23 protein-coding genes are annotated in these 19,834 nt (G+C 46.3%); 17 read left to right on the forward strand and 6 right to left on the reverse strand.

Features of this window, described 5'->3' with window-relative positions:
- Positions 1–163: 163 nt before the first annotated feature.
- From ACR0QN_RS04140 to ACR0QN_RS04220, 17 genes are all read left to right on the forward strand, one after another.
- Positions 164–658, forward strand: coding sequence for a zinc ribbon domain-containing protein (locus tag ACR0QN_RS04140; RefSeq protein ID WP_432649927.1), 495 nt, complete (start codon positions 164–166; stop codon positions 656–658).
- A gap of 142 nt (positions 659–800) precedes the next feature.
- Positions 801–1,472: a precorrin-2 C(20)-methyltransferase gene (gene cobI, locus ACR0QN_RS04145; RefSeq protein WP_432649928.1), complete on the forward strand. Its 672-nt coding sequence runs from the start codon at positions 801–803 to the stop codon at positions 1,470–1,472.
- A 10-nt stretch (positions 1,473–1,482) separates the two neighbouring features.
- Positions 1,483–2,625, forward strand: coding sequence for a cobalt-precorrin-5B (C(1))-methyltransferase CbiD (gene cbiD, locus ACR0QN_RS04150; protein WP_432649929.1), 1,143 nt, complete (start codon positions 1,483–1,485; stop codon positions 2,623–2,625).
- The gene (gene cobM, locus ACR0QN_RS04155) at positions 2,618–3,373 is read left to right on the forward strand and encodes a precorrin-4 C(11)-methyltransferase (protein ID WP_432649930.1); all 756 of its coding nucleotides are present in this window, start codon (positions 2,618–2,620) and stop codon (positions 3,371–3,373) included. The genes cbiD and cobM overlap by 8 nt, the downstream gene beginning before the upstream one ends.
- Positions 3,370–4,401, forward strand: a complete 1,032-nt coding sequence (locus ACR0QN_RS04160) for a cobalt-precorrin 5A hydrolase (protein ID WP_432649931.1) — start codon at positions 3,370–3,372, stop codon at positions 4,399–4,401. Before cobM ends, ACR0QN_RS04160 begins: the two co-directional genes overlap by 4 nt.
- Entirely contained in the window at positions 4,398–5,123 is a 726-nt protein-coding gene (cobJ, locus tag ACR0QN_RS04165; RefSeq protein WP_432649932.1) for a precorrin-3B C(17)-methyltransferase, read from the forward strand. Before ACR0QN_RS04160 ends, cobJ begins: the two co-directional genes overlap by 4 nt.
- A complete protein-coding gene (gene cobK, locus ACR0QN_RS04170; RefSeq protein WP_432649933.1) occupies positions 5,116–5,865 on the forward strand; it encodes a precorrin-6A reductase in 750 nt (249 codons plus the stop codon). The genes cobJ and cobK overlap by 8 nt, the downstream gene beginning before the upstream one ends.
- Before the next feature lie 7 nt (positions 5,866–5,872).
- A complete protein-coding gene (gene cbiE, locus ACR0QN_RS04175; protein WP_432649934.1) occupies positions 5,873–7,057 on the forward strand; it encodes a precorrin-6y C5,15-methyltransferase (decarboxylating) subunit CbiE in 1,185 nt (394 codons plus the stop codon).
- Positions 7,057–8,391: a cobyrinate a,c-diamide synthase gene (locus tag ACR0QN_RS04180; protein WP_432649935.1), complete on the forward strand. Its 1,335-nt coding sequence runs from the start codon at positions 7,057–7,059 to the stop codon at positions 8,389–8,391. Before cbiE ends, ACR0QN_RS04180 begins: the two co-directional genes overlap by 1 nt.
- On the forward strand, positions 8,384–9,430 hold the full coding sequence (cobT, locus tag ACR0QN_RS04185; protein WP_432649936.1) for a nicotinate-nucleotide--dimethylbenzimidazole phosphoribosyltransferase: 1,047 nt from the start codon (positions 8,384–8,386) through the stop codon (positions 9,428–9,430). The genes ACR0QN_RS04180 and cobT overlap by 8 nt, the downstream gene beginning before the upstream one ends.
- Positions 9,431–9,949 carry a bifunctional adenosylcobinamide kinase/adenosylcobinamide-phosphate guanylyltransferase gene (locus tag ACR0QN_RS04190; RefSeq protein WP_432649937.1) on the forward strand — a complete coding sequence of 173 codons (519 nt, stop codon included), beginning with the start codon at positions 9,431–9,433 and terminating at the stop codon, positions 9,947–9,949. It abuts the gene before it with no gap.
- On the forward strand, positions 9,946–10,716 hold the full coding sequence (locus ACR0QN_RS04195) for an adenosylcobinamide-GDP ribazoletransferase (protein WP_432649938.1): 771 nt from the start codon (positions 9,946–9,948) through the stop codon (positions 10,714–10,716). Before ACR0QN_RS04190 ends, ACR0QN_RS04195 begins: the two co-directional genes overlap by 4 nt.
- A 12-nt stretch (positions 10,717–10,728) precedes the next feature.
- Positions 10,729–11,118 (forward strand): bifunctional adenosylcobinamide kinase/adenosylcobinamide-phosphate guanylyltransferase, encoded by a 390-nt coding sequence (locus tag ACR0QN_RS04200; protein WP_432649939.1) that lies wholly within the window; start codon positions 10,729–10,731, stop codon positions 11,116–11,118.
- Positions 11,115–11,675 (forward strand): histidine phosphatase family protein, encoded by a 561-nt coding sequence (locus tag ACR0QN_RS04205; protein ID WP_432649940.1) that lies wholly within the window; start codon positions 11,115–11,117, stop codon positions 11,673–11,675. Before ACR0QN_RS04200 ends, ACR0QN_RS04205 begins: the two co-directional genes overlap by 4 nt.
- Positions 11,676–11,696: 21 nt before the next feature.
- Positions 11,697–12,656, forward strand: a complete 960-nt coding sequence (cbiB, locus tag ACR0QN_RS04210; RefSeq protein WP_432649941.1) for an adenosylcobinamide-phosphate synthase CbiB — start codon at positions 11,697–11,699, stop codon at positions 12,654–12,656.
- Between the two features lies 1 nt (position 12,657).
- Complete coding sequence (locus ACR0QN_RS04215) at positions 12,658–13,779, forward strand: pyridoxal phosphate-dependent aminotransferase (protein WP_432649942.1); 1,122 nt, start codon at positions 12,658–12,660, stop codon at positions 13,777–13,779.
- Positions 13,694–15,175 (forward strand): cobyric acid synthase, encoded by a 1,482-nt coding sequence (locus ACR0QN_RS04220; protein ID WP_432649943.1) that lies wholly within the window; start codon positions 13,694–13,696, stop codon positions 15,173–15,175. Before ACR0QN_RS04215 ends, ACR0QN_RS04220 begins: the two co-directional genes overlap by 86 nt.
- Before the next feature lie 159 nt (positions 15,176–15,334).
- On the opposite strand, the gene ACR0QN_RS04225 is transcribed toward ACR0QN_RS04220, so the two are convergent.
- From ACR0QN_RS04225 to ACR0QN_RS04250, 6 genes are read right to left on the reverse strand one after another with little or no spacing between them, the layout of a single operon-like run.
- Positions 15,335–15,940 carry an AAA family ATPase gene (locus tag ACR0QN_RS04225; RefSeq protein ID WP_432649944.1) on the reverse strand — a complete coding sequence of 202 codons (606 nt, stop codon included), beginning with the start codon at positions 15,938–15,940 and terminating at the stop codon, positions 15,335–15,337.
- A gap of 5 nt (positions 15,941–15,945) precedes the next feature.
- A complete protein-coding gene (locus ACR0QN_RS04230; protein ID WP_432649945.1) occupies positions 15,946–16,620 on the reverse strand; it encodes a trimeric intracellular cation channel family protein in 675 nt (224 codons plus the stop codon).
- The gene (locus tag ACR0QN_RS04235) at positions 16,610–17,911 is read right to left on the reverse strand and encodes a PAS domain-containing protein (protein WP_432649946.1); all 1,302 of its coding nucleotides are present in this window, start codon (positions 17,909–17,911) and stop codon (positions 16,610–16,612) included. Before ACR0QN_RS04235 ends, ACR0QN_RS04230 begins: the two co-directional genes overlap by 11 nt.
- A gap of 13 nt (positions 17,912–17,924) precedes the next feature.
- Complete coding sequence (locus ACR0QN_RS04240; RefSeq protein WP_432649947.1) at positions 17,925–18,704, reverse strand: amino acid ABC transporter ATP-binding protein; 780 nt, start codon at positions 18,702–18,704, stop codon at positions 17,925–17,927.
- A gap of 18 nt (positions 18,705–18,722) precedes the next feature.
- Positions 18,723–19,382: an amino acid ABC transporter permease gene (locus ACR0QN_RS04245; protein ID WP_432649948.1), complete on the reverse strand. Its 660-nt coding sequence runs from the start codon at positions 19,380–19,382 to the stop codon at positions 18,723–18,725.
- Between the two features lie 14 nt (positions 19,383–19,396).
- Entirely contained in the window at positions 19,397–19,723 is a 327-nt protein-coding gene (locus ACR0QN_RS04250) for an ABC transporter permease subunit (RefSeq protein WP_432649949.1), read from the reverse strand.
- Between the last annotated feature and the right edge of the window lie 111 nt (positions 19,724–19,834).

The raw sequence follows: 19,834 nt of genomic DNA on the forward strand, positions 1-19,834 counted from the left end.
CGGATATCACGCATTTTTTCGCTCATTAAAAACAGATTAAAAAACGTGTTGATATAATGAGAATTTGCCGAAGGTGGTTGACAGAACGGAAAAATAAGGTTATACTTAAAACATAGAAAGCAAACCACTTCACTATAAAAAATTTATTCAGGAGGAAAGTATTATGTTTGAAAAATTTGTTGAAACTCTTAACAACACAGGAAAGGCTGTTTCCGAAAAGACCAAGCAGGGAACCGACATTGTTAAGGCAAATCTCAAGATCACTACAGAGGAAAGAGAGCTTAACGATCTTTTCCTTGAGATCGGCAAGATGTACTACAAGAACAACAGCGAAAATCCCTGCTGCGATCAGATGAAGGAGCTTTTTGATAAGGTTTCCGAAAAGGAAGCGGCTGTTGAAGAGCTTAAAAACAAGGTACGTGCGCTCAAGGGCGTTGTGATCTGTGAGAACTGCGGTGCTGAAGTCGGAGACGACAATGCTTTCTGCGGCAAATGCGGTGCAAAGATCGAAAGACCCGAGCCTGTTGAGGAGCCCGAAGAAACTAAGGAAATTTCCGACACCGTTGTTGACCACGAGGATAACGTTGAGGTCGTTGACGAGAATGGCGAGCCTTCCATAAAGATCGAGCTTGCTAAGGACGAAAATACCGAAGAGTAATTTTATCTTCCTCATTTTGGGGGCGCTGCACGGAATATGCGGCGCCTTTTTTCGTTTAATTTTATGTTATATACCTCTTGACAAATCAGCAAATTTGTGCTATAATTAAATTAGAAAATTATGCGCTGTGGGAGATGTTTTTTTGAGCGGAATTTTATTCGGAGTAAGCGTTGGTCCCGGAGACCCGGAACTTGTTACTCTCGGGGCGGTGAAAGCCATTGAAAGGTGCAGGGTCATTGCCGTTCCAAGGACAAAGGGGGAAAGCTCCCTTGCTCTGACCATTGTACGTCAGGCGGCGGATTTGTCGGAAAAGGAGATCGTATTTTTTGATTTCCCTATGTCCCATAACAGGAACGAGTGGGAAAAGAGCCACGAGACTGCGGCTGACGACATATGCGGCAGGCTTGCCGAGGGTGAGAACGTGGCTATGCTTTGTCTTGGGGATATTTCCGTTTATTCTACGTTTTCATACATTGCAGAGCGTGTTAAGCAGAGGGGGGTTATCTGCAGGTGGATACCGGGAGTTACTAGTTTCTGTGCAGCGGCGGCTGTTTGCGGCAGTTCTCTTGTGAGCGGCAATGAGCCGCTTATCATTATCCCTGCTTCGGCGGATAATTTTGATGAGCTTATGGGGCAGAGCGGCACAAAGGTTATTATGAAGCCGAGAGTTATTTCCGACAGGCTTCGGTCTGTCCTTGAAAGCAGACCTTTTTTTGCCGTGTCAGACTGCGGTATGAAGGATGAAAAAATTTATACAGACATAAATGATGTTCCCGATAACGGCAGCTATTTTACCGTTTTTATTGTGAAGTGATGGAGGAGCAATGCTTGAGGAATATATTTCAAAGGGCGGTCAGAGGCTGAGACTTGGCTACACAACAGGCTCCTGCGCTGCAGGTGCTGCAAAGGCGGCGGCACAGGCTATTCTCAGCGGAGGATTTCCCGACAGAGTAACGCTTATGACCCCGAAGGGTATCGGGCTGGAGCTTGATATTCTGGATAAAATTTCAGGTGAGGGGTTTGCTTCCTGTGCTGTGAGAAAGGACGGGGGCGACGACCCGGATATCACAAACGGCATACTTGTTTATGCGAGTGCCGAGAAAATTCCTTCGGGAGTTGAAATTGTGGGCGGCGAGGGCATAGGTATCGTTACAAAGCCGGGGCTTGACCGTCCTGTGGGAGATTTTGCCATTAACACCGTTCCAAGGAAAATGATTACCGAAGCGGTGACGGAAATTGCCGAGCTGTACGAATACAAAGGCGGTTTTCGTATAACGGTTTATGTTCCCGAGGGTGCAGATATCGCAAAAAAGACTTATAATCCACGAATGGGCATTGAGGGCGGCATTTCAATTATCGGCACAAGTGGAATTGTAGAGCCGATGAGCACGGCGGCGCTTATTGACACTATCCGTGCGGAGGAAAATATTCGAAAGGCTGAGGGGATAAGAAATATCGTTATTACCCCCGGAAATTACGGCGAGAGCTTTCTTTCGGAGCATATTCACGGTGCTGCCGACAAATGTGTGAAATGCAGCAATTTTATCGGGGAAGCTGTTGACATTGCCATTGAACTTGGGTTCGAAAGCGTTCTTATTGTGGGGCATATTGGCAAGCTTGTTAAGCTTGGGGCAGGGATCATGAACACTCATTCCGCTGCCGCTGACGGGCGTATGGAGGTGCTTGTGACCTGTGGACTGCTTGCAGGGTGCAGCAGGGAGGCTCTTGTTGATATCACAAGGTGCGCTGTTACCGATGGTGCGATAGACATTATCAAACGGGAGGGTAAACTTCAGGAGACTATGAAAATTCTCTGCGGCAGGGTGCAGTATTATCTTGACGCAAGGGCAAAGGGACGGATTAAAATAGGCGCTCTTATATTCTCAAACGCTTACGGCGTACTTGGCGTTACCGAAGAGGGGCAAAGGCTTCTTCGGGTTATTTCGGAGGAATACGGAAATGGTTAATTTTGTGGGAGCAGGCTGCGGTGCGGCTGACCTTATAACTCTCAGAGGAAAAAGGCTGCTCGAAGAGGCTGACGTTGTTATTTATGCGGGTTCGCTTATAAATCCCGAGCTTTTGGATTATGCCCGCCCGGGCTGTGAACTTCATAACAGCGCATATATGACCCTTGAGCAGGTCATTGAGAAAATTTCCGAGGCGGAAAAAGATGGCAAAATGACGGTAAGGCTCCATACGGGTGACCCTTGCCTTTACGGAGCTATTCGTGAGCAGATGGACTGTCTTGACAGGCTGGGGATAGGCTATGAGATATGCCCTGGGGTAAGCTCCTTCTGCGGTGCGGCGGCGGCGTTAAAGGCTGAGTACACGCTTCCCGCTGTTTCCCAGACGGTCATTATCACACGAATGGCGGGGCGGACGGCTGTTCCGGATAGGGAAAGCATTGCCTCGCTTGCGGCTCACGGTTCTACTATGGTGATTTTTCTCAGTACAGGTATGCTCCCCGAGCTTTCTGCAGAGCTTATGAGGGGCGGTTATTCGGAAAATACTCCTGCGGCAATTGTTTACAAGGCTACTCACCCCGATGAAAAGGTGTGCCGCTGTACGGTGGGTACTCTTGCTGAGACTGCCAAAAAAAATGATATCCGCAAAACTGCTCTTATTACGGTGGGTGATTTTTTAGGCGATGATTACTCACTATCAAAGCTTTATGACAAGACTTTTTCCACCGAATACAGAAAGGCTGAGATATGAAAATTGCCGTTATTACAGTTACGCAAAACGGAGCTAAAATCGCTGAGACTATTCGGGATAAGATCTCGTCCGAATTTGAAGTTAAAATATTCTGCTTTAACAAATACCCTGCTTCGGGGGGAGAATGTTTTGACAATATAGGCGAACTTACAAAAAAAATATGGGTAGAGTTCGGAGCGCTTGTTTTTATAAGTGCCTGCGGAATTGCAGTAAGGGCAATCGCTCCTTTTATAAGGTCAAAGCTTTCAGACCCTGCGGTAATTGCGGTGGACGACAGCGGACGGTTTGCGGTGTCCCTGCTTTCGGGGCATATTGGCGGCGGAAACAGGCTTGCGGAAATTATAAGTGAACTCATCGGCGCTGTTCCCGTTATAACTACGGCTACGGACAATTCGGGGCGGTTTTCTCCCGATATGTTTGCAAAGGCAAATGGGCTTGCTATAGCTGATATGGAGGCGGCAAAGCTTATTGCGGCGGCTTCTCTGAGGGGAGAGATCATTGGGCTTTATTCGGATATTCCCTGCAAAAATATTCCCGAGGGGCTTATCGGGAATAATGATAAGCATGGGATATGCATAAGTCACGATGTGAAGAAAAAGCCCTTTGATGTGACATTGAACCTTATTCCTAAAAACCTTGTCATTGGAGCAGGCTGTCGGAAAAATGTCTCTCCCGATGAGCTTGAGAAGTTTATTCTTGAAACGCTTTCCAAAGCAGGTTTATCTCCTTTGGGAATATGTGTCCTTGCTACTGCTCAGATAAAAAAGGACGAGCCTGCAATGATCTCTTTTGCAGAGAAGTACGGTGCAGAGCTTCGGACTTTTACAGCAGAAGAGCTTTCGGCTGTGGAGGGAGTTTTTTCATCTTCGGAATTTGTGAAAAATGCTGTTGGCGTTGACAATGTGTGCGAGAGAAGCGCTGCTGCCTGCGGCGGAAAAATTATCGTTTCCAAAGTCAAGGGGAACGGTGTTACCTGTGCGGTGGGAGTGACCCCATTTTCTGCGGATTTTGAAAGGAGAGCTTTATGAAGCTTTATATTGTGGGATTTGGAGCGGGGGGCATTGACGGAATGACCCTTGCCGCAAAAAAGGCAATCGAGGACTGCGGTCTTATAACGGGTTATACGGTTTATACGGAGCTTATAAGAAAAGAGTTCCCCAATAAGGAATATTATTCTACTGCTATGAGGCAGGAGAAGGAGCGTGTGGAATATGCTCTTTCAGAGGCTCAGAAAAGGAATGTGGCTCTTGTTTGCAGCGGCGACTGTTCGGTTTACGCTATGGCGGGGCTTGCTTATGAGCTGTGGGAAAGGCATCCCAATACGGAAATTATCCCTGTTGCGGGGGTTACGGCGGCTCTCAGCGGCGGCGCTGTGCTGGGCGCTCCTCTTACAAATGATTTTGCGGTGATAAGCCTGTCCGACCTGCTCACGCCAAGGGAAAAAATAGAAAAGCGGCTTGAATGTGCGGCTATGGCGGATATGTGCGTTGCGCTTTATAATCCGGCGTCGAAAAAAAAGACCGATCATCTTAAATGGGCGTGTGAGATAATGCTCAGATACAAAAGTCCCGACACCGTTTGCGGATATGTCCGCAACATCGGCAGAGATGGGGAGGAAAGCTGTGTGCTTACTCTTGCCGAGCTTGCCGATACACAAGTGGATATGTTCACCACCGTTTTCATCGGCTGTGCCGAAACTAAGGTGATATGCGGGAAAATGGTCACACCGAGGGGATACAGACTTGAATAAATTTCTGATTTTCGGAGGGACTACCGAGGGGCGGCTCCTTGCCGAATACTGCGATAAAAATAAAATTTTCTGTACTGTGAGCGTTGCTACGGAATATGGGGCGGAGCTTCTTCCGAGGTCTGAATTTGTGGCGGCGGAAACGGGCAGAAAGGACAGGAGTGAAATTGCCGAACTTATCTTATCGTGTGGATTTGCCGCTGTTTTTGACGCAACTCACCCATATGCGGCGGAGGTGGGAAAAAATATTTCAGGAGCCTGTTCTGATACGAATACGCCTTATTATCGGGTTATAAGAGAGCCATCTCCCTTATGCGAAGAGGCGCTGTATTTTGATACGGCTGATATGGCTGCTGATTTTGCCTGGAAAACTTCAGGGACATTTTTTATTGCTACGGGCAGCAAGGAGCTGCCTCTGTTTTGCAGAGACGGACTTCCCGAAAGGTGCATTGTAAGGGTTCTGCCCGATGAAAATGTCATAAGAGAATGTGAAAAAATGGGATTTATGAGGATAATAAGCGGCAAGGGTCCTTTCGGATTTGAGGAGAATGTTCAGCATTTCAGGGGCTGCGGTTATGTGATAACAAAGGAAAGCGGCTCTGCAGGCGGATTTGAGGAAAAAAGGCAAGCGGCGGCGGCTGTGGGTGCAAAGCTTATTATAATAAAGCGTCCCGTGGAAAAGGGAATGTCTCTTTTGCAGGCTGAGAAGCTTCTGAGTGAGCTTTCGGAATCGGGAAAGGAGTGAGGATATTTTGGAGTCAAGAGTTATTATTGCAGGAGTGGGAATGGATTGCTCGGACAGTATGACGATAAGAGCCAAAAATGCGGCTGAGAGTGCGGATATTCTTATTGGCGCAGGGCGTATTCTTCGGGGCTTTGAATATCTTCACAAAAAATGCTTCTGCTCGTATGACACCCGTGAGATCGCCGATCATATATTCCAAAATTCGGGTAAAAAAATTGTTGCTCTTATGTCGGGGGACTGTGGATTTTTCAGCGGTGCAAGGAAACTTGCGGAAGAACTTGACAGTCGTGGAGTCAATTATGAAATAGTTCCGGGTATCGCTTCTCCCGTTTATTTATGCGCAAAGCTGGGGATAGGCTGGGATAGGCTGAGATTTGTTTCTTTGCACGGTGCGGAGGCAAATATTGTCAGGGAAGTCTGTTCACACGAATATGTTTTTGTTCTTCTCGGCGGCGAAAAGGACTGCAGTAAGGTTTGCAGAAAGCTTACGGAGTATGGCAGAGGAAAGGCTGCTGTATTTATCGGGGAAAATTTAGGATATCCCGAGGAGAAGATAACAAAGGGTTCGGCAGAGGAGCTTTCGGGTGTTGTCACGTCAAAGCTTTGCTCTATGCTGATAGTTAACAGAGAGTATGAAAAATATCTTGCTTCGGGTATTCCCGACGATGAATTTATCAGGGGAAAGGCGCCTATGACAAAGGCGGAGATACGATGCTCGGCGGTATCAAAGCTTAACATCTGCGAAAATGATATCTGCTGGGATATCGGAAGCGGCACAGGTTCGGTGTCGGTAGAAATGGCGCTAAGATGTCCCGAGGGCAAGGTTTTTGCCGTTGAAAAGGACGGTGAGGCGGCAGAGCTTTCGGAAAAGAATTTCAGAAAATTCAGCTGTGATAATGTGATATCCGTTTGCGGCAGAGCTGAAAATGTTATGCAGGAACTGCCTGCTCCCGACTGCGTTTTTATCGGCGGCTCGGGTGGTGGTTTATCTGAGATAGTTTCTGCGGCTTTGGGCAAAAATCCTTCGGTTCGCATAGTTATGACTGCGGTATCTCTGGAAACTCTTGCTGAAAGCGAATGTCTGGGCGAAAGAGAAATAACAGAGATCTCGGCGGCTCGGACGGTCAAAGCAGGTAAATACACTATGCTTCGGGGAGAAAATCCCGTTTTCGTGATAAGGAGGCTGCCTTGATGAAGCGTTTAATGATATCGGGGACGGGCAGCGGCTGCGGTAAGACCACAATTGTATGCGCTTTGCTGCAGGCGCTTGTTGACCGCAGGATAAAAACGGCTTCATTTAAGTGCGGTCCCGATTATATTGACCCGATGTTTCATAGGAAAGTCATTGGTGCCCAGTCTTATAATCTTGACAGCTTTTTCTGCGATGATAATACTCTCAGATATCTGCTTCACCGTGGGGCGGGGGAGATGTCCGTTATTGAGGGCGTTATGGGATTTTATGACGGACTGAACGGGATAGGTTCTTCTTGTGAAGTCTCAAAAATTACCGATACCCCCGTTGTCATAGTTATTAACGCAAGGGGAATGAGTGAGTCGCTGGGGGCAGTCATTAAAGGTTTTCTCACCTATAAACAGCCAAATAATATTGTTGGATTTATCTTCAATCGTCTTGCGGAGAGCAGGGCTGAGTTTGCAGAAAAGCTTTGTAAGGAGCTTGGAACGGAGTATCTTGGGCGTTTTCCGTCAGATGAGGATTATGCTTTGGAGAGCCGCCATTTAGGTCTTGTTACGGCGGCGGAGGTCGCAGGTCTAAAAGAAAAACTGAAAAGACTTTCGGAAGCGGCGGAGAAGTATATCCGAATTGACAGACTTTTGGAGCTCGCAAATTCTCCCAAGCTTACATTTTCTGAGCCTATGATAGGGCGAGGACACAAGGTTAAGATAGGTCTTTCAACAGACGAGGCTTTCTGCTTCTTTTATCCCGAAAACGGGGATATGCTTGAGAATATGGGGGCGGAGATAGTTCCGTTTTCACCTTTGAGAGATAAAATGCTCCCCGAGGATATTGACGGGTTAATTCTCTGCGGAGGGTATCCCGAGCTTTACGGGGACAGACTTTCGGAAAATGTTTCTATGCTCTCGTCAATACGGACGGCTGTAAATAACGGGCTTCCCTGCATTGCCGAATGCGGAGGATTTATGTATCTTCATCGGGAATTTGAGGGTATGGACGGGAATTTTTACAAGGGTGTTGGAGTTATAAACGGAAAGACGTTTAAAACTCCAAAGCTTATAAATTTCGGCTACAGCGTACTTACCGCAAACTCGGACAATCTTCTTTGCAAAAAGGGAGAAAGCTTTCCGGTTCACGAATTTCATTATTTTGATAGCGAATGCTGTGGAGAGAATTTTAATGCACGAAAGCCCGGGAAAAGCGGTGAACGGAAGTGTGTTAATGCAAGTAACTCACTTTGGACCGGATTTCCACATCTGTATTTTTATTCAAGTCCCGAAATTGCCGAAAATTTTCTAACGGCGTGTGAAAGGCTTAAGAAAAATGGATAGAATAAAACTTATTATTCCTGCCGACAGGGAGGCAGCAAGAAGGGCTGCCTGCAAGTGGAATGGCATTGCAAAGCCACTTCACAGTCTTGGTATGCTTGAAGATATGGTCATAAAGCTTGCAGGTATTTACGGAAGTGAGATTTTTTCCATAGGCAGGCGTTGTGTGGTGGCAATGTGTGCCGATAATGGGGTCGTATGCAAGGGGGTTACACAGACTGACAGCAGCGTTACGGCAATTGTTGCACGGGCGATGGCTGAGGGCGGTTCAAATATAAATCTGATGGCGAAAACTGCCGGGGCGGAGGTATTTCCTGTTGACATCGGCATAAAGGGCGAACTTGATATTCCCGGGCTGATTGACAGGAAAATAGCGGACGGTACGGAAAATATTTCTGTTGGGGCTGCTATGACCCGTGAGCAGGCTGAGAAGGCTGTTTGTGTGGGAATTGATATGGTGAGAGACCTCAAGGAGAAGGGATATAACATTATCGTGACGGGTGAGATGGGGATAGGAAACACCACCACGTCCTCTGCTATTGCCTCCGTTCTGCTTGGTCTTCCGCCCGAAGAGACTACGGGCAGAGGGGCAGGGCTTGACTTCGAGGGCATAAAGCGCAAGATATCGGTTATTAAAAGAAGCATTGAGGTGAACAGGCCTGACCCAAGTGACCCCATAGATGTGCTTTCAAAGATTGGGGGCTTTGATATCGGCGGTATTACGGGGCTTTTTCTCGGTGGGGCGATATACCGCATACCCATTGTTATGGACGGGTTCATCTCGGCGGTATCGGCGGCTCTGGCGGCACTTATTTGTCCTGCTTCAAAAGAATATATGCTTTGCTCTCACGTTTCAAAGGAGCCTGCGGGAGGTCAAATGCTTGAGTTTTTAGGCTTAGAGCCGCCTATAACAGCAGGACTTTGTCTCGGGGAGGGGACCGGAGGTGTGCTGCTCCTTCCTATGCTTGACGCTGCGCTGGCGGTTTATAATTCCGCTCATCTTTTCGATAATCTTCCGATGGAAAAATATAAGGAGCTTTAAATGCTGACTGTTATTACGGGTGGGAGCAAGTGCGGTAAATCCTCAATTGCGGAGGAAATTCTGTCACGCAAAAGCGGTAAAAAAATCTATATTGCCACTATGGAGCCGTACTGTGAGGAGGCTCACGCCGCTATCGAACGGCACCGAAAAATGCGCTTTGGCAAGGGTTTTGAGACGGTGGAAAAATACACGGATATCCACGAGATCGACATTCCCGACAGGTGCGGCGTTTTGCTGGAATGTGCCTGCAATCTCATGGCTAACGAGATGTTTTCGGCGGGGGAAAAGGAGCCGGTAACTAAGATCATCAAAGGTATTGACAAGCTGACGAAGCGTGCTTCGGAGGTCATTGTTGTTACAAATTCCGTTGGTGAGGACGGGATAGAATATCCTGCGGAAACAATGGATTATATTAAGAATATGGGGTTACTGAACTGTGCTCTCTCTGAACGTGCCGACAGGGTGATAGAGGCGGTTTACGGTATTCCCGTTATGCTGAAAGGGAGCCTTTGGCAATGATAATAAAGTCGCTTATATCTGCATTTTCGATGTATTCAAGGATACCTATGCCGCAGATAGAATGGAAAGAGGAGAACAGGAGATATGCTTTATGCTTTTTTCCTTTTATCGGGGCGGTCATAGGCGGAATACTTTTGCTGTGGCGATCAATTGCCGATAGGCTGGGAGTTGGTGACGTGGTTTTCGGGGCGGTTTGTACTGTAATCCCCATTGCGGTGACGGGGGGCATACATCTGGACGGATTCTGCGATGTTTGCGATGCAAAGGCTTCTTATGCCACGAAGGAGAAAGCGTTGGGAATTATGAGTGACTCTCATATAGGCGCTTTTGCGGCAATATCTCTTGGGGTATATCTGCTGCTTGAGACTGCTTTTTTTGCAGAGGTCAGAGATTTTACGACTATGCTTGTTATTTCCTTTGTTTTTGTTATGTCAAGGGCGCTCAGCGGTCTGGCGGCGGTAACTTTTAAATGCGCCAAAAAAGAGGGGGTTTTGCAGAGCTTTGCGAGACCTGCTCATAAAAATGCCACAATGGCGGCTCTTATCATAATACTGATCCTGTGCTTCGGGGCTATGCTATTTATCAGCCCTTTGATGGGAGTTGGCGGTATAATTGGCGGTCTCGTGGCTTTTGCATATTACAGAAGCTTTGCATATAAACGTTTTGGAGGCATTACGGGAGACCTGGCAGGATATTTTTTGCAGGTCTGCGAGCTTGCTTCGCTTATATGCATTGTAATTGCCGAAAAGATAGTTTTGGCTTTGTAAAGGAGTGGCGATATGATACTTATTATCGGTGGAGCGTATCAGGGAAAGACCGAGTATGCCCGTTCTCTGGGAATTTCGGACATATGCGACGGGGCTTCGGAGGATATTTACAGAGTATGGGAACATTCTGCCGTAAATAATTTTCAGATTCTTGTGAAAAGGCAGCTTGAGGCAGGGCTTGACTCTTTGGAGGAAGCGGAGAGATTACTCCAAAAAAATCCCGATATCGTAATTATTTCCACGGAAATAGGCGGCGGTATCGTGCCGATTGAAAAATCGGAACGGTTATGGCGTGAGACCGTGGGAAAGGTGTGCTGTTATCTTGCCCGGAAGAGCAGCAGGGTAGTAAGGGTCATATGCGGTATTCCTACGATAATCAAGGAAACGGGTGACAATAATTGACAAAGCTTATTTTTATTCGGCACGGAAAGACAAGCGGCAATCTGAGAGGTGCATATATCGGCAGGACGGACGAGCCTTTATGCGCTGAGGGGATAAAGGAACTTGAAGCGAAAACTTTTCCCAAAGCCGATATTGTTATTTCAAGTCCGATGAAAAGGTGTATTCAGACAGCAGGTATCATTTATCCCGATGTGCCGATACGGATTTACAATGACCTGAGAGAATGTGATTTCGGGGATTTCGAGGGCAGAAACTTCGCCGAGCTTAACGGTAATAGAGATTATCAGGCGTGGATAGACAGCGGAGGGACTATGGCGTTTCCGAATGGAGAGGGGCATAAGGATTTTACCGACAGGTGCTGCAATGCTTTTTTGCAGGCGATTTCGGATAACGAGAGTAAAAAAATTGCTTTTGTGGTTCACGGAGGAACTCTAATGTCGGTGCTTGAGCGGTTTGCTGTGCCGAAAAAGGGATATTACGACTATATGACAAAAAACGGCTGCGGATTTTTGACGGAATTTTCGGATGGGAAAATTCAAATTATCGGAGAGTTTTAATAGAGAAAGGACGGAGAAAGTATGCCAGTAATTCCTCTTGTTATCGGGTTTTTACTTGACTTTATTTTAGGAGACCCATATTCTCTTCCTCACCCGGTAAGGCTTATAGGGACGCTTATTTCAAAGCTTGAGGGATATTTTAGGAATAAGATAAGCGATGAAAGAAAGACGGGGACGTTTCTTTGTGTTTCGGTTCTGATAATATCTGCAGGTATTCCTGCTTTGCTGCTTTTTATATGCTACAATATACACATTATTCTCGGAATTGCCATGGAGAGCATTCTCTGCTATTATCTTATTGCGGCAAAATGTCTGAGGGACGAGAGTATGAAGGTATACAAAGCAATTGAGGAGGACGATACCGAAAAGGCAAGGTGTGCTGTTTCTATGATAGTGGGACGGGACACCAATGTCCTTGACAGGAACGGGATAATCCGTGCGGCGGTGGAAACTGTGGCGGAAAACACCTCTGACGGAGTTACTGCTCCTCTGTTTTATATGGCATTTGGCGGTGCATCTTTGGGATTTTTCTACAAGGCAGCGAACACTATGGATTCTATGATAGGCTACAAAAACGAGAAATACGTTAATTTCGGCAGGACGGCAGCTAAGCTTGATGATGTGCTGAATTTTCTCCCGTCACGTTTTACGGCGTTGCTGATGATAATTTCGGCATTCTTTCTCGGGTTTGACGGAGACAGGGCTTACAGAATATGGAAAAGAGACAGGCGAAATCATTCAAGTCCCAATTCGGCTCAGACAGAGGCGGCGGCGGCGGGGGCTTTAGGCGTAAGGCTGGCGGGCAATGCTTATTATTTCGGCAAGCTGTGCGAAAAGCCTTATATTGGCGATCCTGTCAGAGAGATAGAGAACGAGGATATCGTGAGAGTCAACCGACTGATGTATGTATCAAGTTTTTTAATGCTTATTATTGCCTGTGTGGTGAGAATGATAGTTACTTCTCTTATAGGAGGCGTATGATATGGATAAATACGAGCACGGCGGAGATATTTATTCAAGGAACATAAAGCTGGATTTTTCGGCAAATATCAATCCTCTGGGAATGAGCGAGGGCGTTATTGAGGCTTTGCACAGGGCGGTGGACAGCTGCAAGGTTTATCCCGACCCGTTGTGCAGGGAGCTTTGCGGAAAAATAGCCGAAAAAGAAAATGTGCCTTCCGAATTTGTTTTATGCGGCAACGGTGCGGCTGACCTAATTTATCGGGCTGTTTTTGCTGTTATGCCTAAGAAGGCGCTGCTTATCGCTCCTACATTTTCCGAATATGAGCGTGCGCTTGAGGCTGTTGGCTGTGACATTGAATTTTTTCAGCTTACCGAGGAAAACGGCTTTGAGCTGACTGAGGATATTCTTTCCCATATCAATAAGGATACTGATATGCTGTTTCTGTGCAATCCAAATAATCCTACGGGAAATCTGATTGAGCCGGGGCTGCTTTCGGCAATTGCGGACAAGTGCCGTGAGACGGGAACAAGGCTCATTCTCGATCACAGCTTTATTGACTTCAGCGAGAGAGCGGCGGAATATCCGACGGCTGAGCTTACCGCAAAGGGCGCTGTTATCATCAAGGCGTTTACAAAGATGTATTCAATTCCGGGAGTTAGGCTTGGATATATGATTTGCGGCGACGAGGAATTTATGGACAGGGTACGGCGGTCGGGTCAGAGCTGGAGCGTGAGTGTCCCTGCTCAGGCGGCAGGTCTTGCGGCTCTTGCGGAGGAGGATTTCGTCAGTCGGACGGTTACCTATATTTCAAGAGAAAAGCGGTATATTAACGAATATATGGGCAAATTTCCCGTGATCGACATTTTCCCCTCGGAGGCGAATTTCCTGCTTTTTAAGTCGGAAAAGCCCATTGAGGAGATACTTCTTAAATATGACATTGCCATACGCTCCTGCAGGAATTTCAGGGGGCTTGGCGAGAATTTTTACCGAATGGCGGTCAGAAGCCACGAGGACAATCTGAAGCTTATTTTTATTCTCAGAAAGGAGTTATCCGATGGCTCTGAAGCTTATGATCCAGGGTACCACGTCGAACGCTGGGAAAAGCTTTTTCTCAGGGGCACTCTGCAGAATCTTTTATGAGGACGGTTATTCCTGCGCTCCATTTAAATCCCAGAATATGGCGCTCAATTCTTATATAACCTCGGAGGGACTTGAGATGGGGCGTGCCCAGGCTATGCAGGCAGAGGCAGCCTGCGTAGAACCCTCGGCGCTTATGAACCCTATTTTATTAAAGCCCACCTCGGACATCGGCTCTCAGGTAATTGTGAACGGCAGGGTCAGGGGCAATATGCGTGCGACCGAATATTTCAGGAATAAGAAAATGTTCATTCCCGAGATAATGAGCGCATTTAACGAGCTGGATAAAAAGTACGACATCATTGTTATAGAAGGGGCGGGAAGTCCCGTAGAGCTTAATCTGAAAGCTGATGATATCGTTAATATGGGTATGGCAAAGCTTGCAGATGCGCCTGTTCTGCTTGTGGGGGATATTGACAGGGGAGGAGTTTTTGCGCAGCTTCTCGGCACCCTTATGCTTCTCGAAGAGGACGAGCGGCAGATGGTGAAGGGACTTGTGGTAAACAAATTCAGAGGGGACAAGACCCTTTTTGATGACGGATGCAGGATACTTGAAGAGCGTGGGGGAGTTCCTGTGGCGGGAGTTATTCCTTACATTGACTGCGATATTGATGATGAGGACAGCCTGTCGGACAAGCTGGAAAGCAGGCAAAAAGGTCTTGTAAACATTGTCGTTATCCGTCTTCCGAGGATATCAAATTTTACGGATTTTGATGTTTTTTCACAATATGATGAAGTTTCGGTGACATACGCTTCCAAGACTTCGGAGGTTTTTGACGCCGATATGATTATTATCCCCGGAACAAAAAGCACCATTTCGGATATGAAATGGCTGAGAGAAAGCGGCATTGAAGCGGCTGTTCTCAGAATGGCTGAAAAAGGTATCTCGGTTTTTGGAATATGCGGCGGATATCAGATGCTCGGCGAAATAATATCCGACCCCGAGAACACCGAAGGAGGCGGTGAAATAAGAGGAATGGGGCTGCTGCCCTGTGTTACCGTTTTTCGCTCGAAAAAGACACGTACTCAGATAACCGGACGAATGGAAATGCTGACTGGCCCTCTTTCATCACTTTCGGGAAAGGAGTTTTCGGGATATGAGATCCATATGGGGGAGACTATGGTCAAAGGAAACGCTATGTCCCGATTTGACAACGGCATATCCGATGGGTGCAATGTGAAAAATATCTACGGCAGCTATGTTCACGGGCTTTTTGACAGCAGCGATATCTCACGTGAGATAGTGAAAAGCATTTTTGAAGCAAAAGGACTGACGTTCGGCGGAAAGGCTATGAGCAGAAAAGAATACAAGGAAAGTCAGTATAAGCTGCTTGCGGACAAGGTCCGTGAAAATATTGATATGAAGCTGATCTATAAAATTTTGCAGGAAGGAGTTTAAAAAGCTTACGAGATAAATTTGTGTGAAAATAAAGCTTTTTTGTGTGACGGAATACTGACAGGTCTTACACAAACGGGTACGGATACTAATTTCACATCATTCTATGTAGATCACCCCTGCAAGGCTTGCCGCTTTGCAGGGGTGATCTCATAGTCTACGTTATTCTCCGAATTTCCGGTTTACTGCGCTTATAATTATATCAGCCGAACCCTCATAGCCAAAATTGCTCACATCAAGCATAATGTGCTTGTTGTCTCTGTCGCCACGGTTTTTGCCGGTAACATATTTGTAGTAATTATGCCGCTGGAGATCCACACGCTTAATAAGCTTGGTAGCGGTGACTTCCGTCAGGTCATAGTCTTTTGACATATGCTTTATTCTGTGGTCAAGGGGAGCATACAAGAAGATATTCAAGCAGTTGGGATATTCTCTCAAAATATAATCAGAGCATCTTCCGAAGAAAATGTATGACTCCTTTTTATCAGCCAGTTCTCTTATAACATCGACCTGCGCCATTACTGCTTTTTCGGAATAAAATGACGTTGATGAACCGTAGCTGAAGGTTTTTAGAAGTTCTTTAAGGTGTTTGTCCAGAAGCATTTCCGAGTCGGTAAAGGAATCGGAGCTTATTCCTGCTCTTTGTGCAGTCATATCCACAAGGTCTTTGTCGTAAAAGGGAACATCAAGCTTTGCAGCAAGGATATGTCCCACCTCTCGGGCATTGCAGCCGAATTCTCTGCTTATTGTGATTATAAATTTTTTCATTTTGCTCATTCTCCTTTGCTGTTATTGAAATTTTTACTGCTGATATGAGGAAGATTCCATTTGAAAGCAATAGCCAGACTGCGTATCAGCGCCACAGTAATAAAACATACCGCACCTGCGGCAATGAATCCGAACAGATGATAAACGGGCAGAAATATTACGGCTCCTATAACTGCCGCACAGGCGTATATCTGGCTGACAAAGATATATGGTTTTTTGTCTGCCATAATATCTCTGATAACTCCGCCTCCTACGCCTGTTACTGTGCCCGAGAATATCAGCAGAAAATAATTTGTGCTGTATCCCAAATCAATGCCTGCGTTTATTCCCGTGACTGTAAAGACGGCAAGTCCGACAGTATCGAGGACTGGCATTATTTTATCGTAAATATCTGTGAAACGGGTAAGCTTATTCTTTTTGCAGGCTGCTTTCAGGACTATAAAGATCAGATCAGCGGTAAAAAGCGATACAAGGATACACAAGGGCGATGAAAACATTGCGGGCGGAAGTCTGCCTATGATGATATCACGTATAACTCCTCCTCCTGCCGCCGTGACAAGAGCAAGGACATTCACTCCAAGCAGATCCATTCCGCATTGTACCGCTGTAAGCGCTCCCGAGGCGGCGAAAGCAGCTGTGCCCGTTACCTCAAGGATATTTACAAAAAATTCAATTTCCATCTGCACCGTTTCCTTCTGGTCTTACATATTTCTTTATTTTCCTGACAGCGGACGCCTGACTTATCCCCAGACGTTCGGCAAGTGCGACAGAGGTGTGGCAGCGGCTGTAATGCTGATTTATTATCTCTCCTTCATAAAATTCCAGCATATCTTTAAGCGAGCCGTTTTCAGCAAACAGCTCGTTTGACTGCCGTGTAAATTCCTTCGGGAGGTCGAAAATGTCGATTTTTTCACCTTCGGCGGTGAGAACGAGCCGTTCCGTTGTATAACGTATCTCGTCAATATTTTCTTTCCATTCGTGTCCTAACAGGCAATTCATTGCTCTGGGGAGGAGCTGAACGTTCCTTGAATATTTTCTGTTAAACTCTCCGAGAAAATATTCGATAAAGCATTTCAGATCCTCGGGGCAGCTGTTTATGGAATGGACCTCCGCCTGATAGGGTCGGAAGAAGTTAAACATTTCCGATGTAATGCTCTTACGGCTTCTGAGTTCGCTCAGAGACACGTCCGCTATGCCTATGGGGATAACATTGTACTCCCTGAATTTCTTTATAAGTGTGCGCTGCATAACGGGGGAGAGGGTGTCTATCCCTTTGACCATTACAGCCCTGTATCCTCCCGAGCTTACAATGCCTTTACTGCCAAAAAGCTCACGTTCTGCCGTCTCCTCGTCAAGCAGCTGACAGTTACAGCTCCCCACAGCGCCTTTTTCCGAGTAGATGAGCCTTGCGGTGTATGAGCGGCCGCTTCCGGGAGGACCGTAAATATATGCAGGGCAATCGGCTTCGGAAAATATCCGTATAAGTGAGACGGTCTCTGCTGATTTTCTGCTCCGCCTCACTATGCTGCTGCTTATGTTTCCGAGCCTCACAAGACGGTCTATCTCACCCAGAAGCCTTGTGTTTTCACTCTTGAGAGTTTCGTACCGCTGTCTTAGATCCTCGGTGCTTTTTACGTCCCAGGAAGAGTAGCAGACTATCATTTTAAGCCGTTTATTTTCGTCAAAAACCGGTATTCCGGTAACGAATGTTTCAACGCCTCTTGCGTCTCTCTGAACGGTGGTTATTTCTGTTTTCTCCTCGAACACCATACTTGTAACACAGGGAGAGAACATTTCATTTATCTCCCTGCTTGTGGTATTTTTCCCTATTATCTGTTCGGGGGAAAGTCCTGCCAGAGCGAGATATTCCCGTCCCGCATAAACGAATGTGCCGTTCTCGTCTGCGATCGTCAGTCCGGGGTGTATCTGTTCAAGGATGTTTCCTATAAGCTCAAAATCTATCTTTTCCATATTTTGTCTCTTATCAAACATTGAGTATTTTTGAGAAGAACTGCTTTGCACGGTCACTCTTGGGATTTTTAAATACTTCCTCGGGAGTGCCGTCCTCGATAACGTAGCCGCCGTCCATAAAGCATACCCTGTCTGAGACCTCGGAGGCAAAGCCCATTTCGTGTGTGACCACTATCATAGTCATACCTGCCTTGGCAAGCCCTTTCATAACATCAAGGACTTCGCCCACGAACTCAGGGTCGAGAGCGGAGGTAGGCTCGTCAAAAAGTATGACTTCGGGGTTCATAGCGAGAGTTCTTGCAATAGCCACTCTCTGCTGCTGACCGCCGGAAAGCTGGGGAGGATATGCATCAGCCTTTCCGTCCATACCGACTTTTTTCAGCAGGTCCATAGCGGTCTTGACGGCGTCCTCTTTTTTTATCTTCTTGATCTGCACAGGACATTCGATGACATTTTCAAGTACTGTTTTATGGGGCCAGAGGTTGAACTGCTGGAAAACCATTCCAACGTTTTTGCGTATTTCCTTGGCTGCTTTTTCGTTTAATTTCTTGTTTTCCTTTGCTTCGGAAATCCCTCTGAGAGTATGACCGTTAATGTTTATCTCTCCTGAGGTTATTTCCTCAAGATAGTTGAGACAGCGAAGAAATGTGCTTTTGCCGCTTCCGCTGGGACCGATAACGCTTACTACCTGTCCTTTGTATATATCAATATCTATTTTTCGGAGAACAGCAAGCTCGCCGTAGCTTTTAGCCATATTTTTAACGGATATTATTGGCGTCTGTGTATCTGCCATAATTATCACCGACCTTTCTCAAATTCTTACACGGTTGTATTTCTTTTCGATCCTGCCCGAAATAAATTCTATAACAAGGTTGAGCGCCCAGTAAAGAACTCCTGCACAGATATATACGAAAAGAGGACTGAATGTGATACCGATAGCTTCCTTTGTCATCATTGTCATTTCCGCAACCGTGATTATGGAGAGGATAGACGAGTCCTTTACTGTCTGAACGAACTGACCCGTAAGGGAGGGGACGATCATTCTGATGGTCTGGGGGAGAATTATGCGGTACATAATTTTGAGTCTTGGCATACCCAGAGCTGCCGCCGATTCGTATTGACCCTTGGAAATAGCCTTTACTCCGCTTTCAAGGATAACAGCGGCATATGCCGAAGTATAAAGACTGAGGATTATAACGCCTGTCCAGAATGCCGAAACGTTAATTCCCAGAGAGGGCAGACCGTAATATGCAAGATACACCTGCACCATAAAGGGAGTGCAGCGGAAAATCTTAATAAAAATACGGGCTATGCCTTCAACAATTTTGTTGGGGGAAATGCACATATATCCCACAACAAGTCCGCCTATAAAGGCAAAAACTATTGACAGCACAGATATTTCTATAGTAAGCCTCAGACCCTGTAAAAGCATTGGCAGGCTTATGCTTGCAACGTGCAGAAATTCATTCATCACCTGTGCCTCCTTTAAGCTTTTTTCTTCTGAAGCTTTACTATCTCCTCAAGCCCTGCACATACGATAAAGTACAGTACTGCAATGGCGATGTAAAATGGGAGAGTTACATAGGTCTGGGTAATAAGCCTCTGCGCCGTTCTTGTAAGCTCCACTATAGCAAGTACGGAAAGCATAGGCGATACCTTTATAACGTTTATAAATTCGCTTGTAAGCTGGGGAGATACTATCTTGAATACCTGAGGAAAGATAATTCTGGTAAGTATCTTCGACTTTGACATTCCAAGAGCCGCAGCCGCTTCTGTCTGACCCTTTGGGATAGCAGTAATACTAAACACCATTTAAAAACAGGATAAAATCCAATCTCTTCCTGTAATGCTTTTAATAGTTTCTTTAGACAATGAGCAGATAGTATCACAAAGTCTGTCAACAACTTTTTGAAGTGTTTGAAA

The organism is Huintestinicola sp. (assembly GCF_050874005.1).
Lineage (GTDB): Bacteria > Bacillota > Clostridia > Oscillospirales > Ruminococcaceae > Huintestinicola.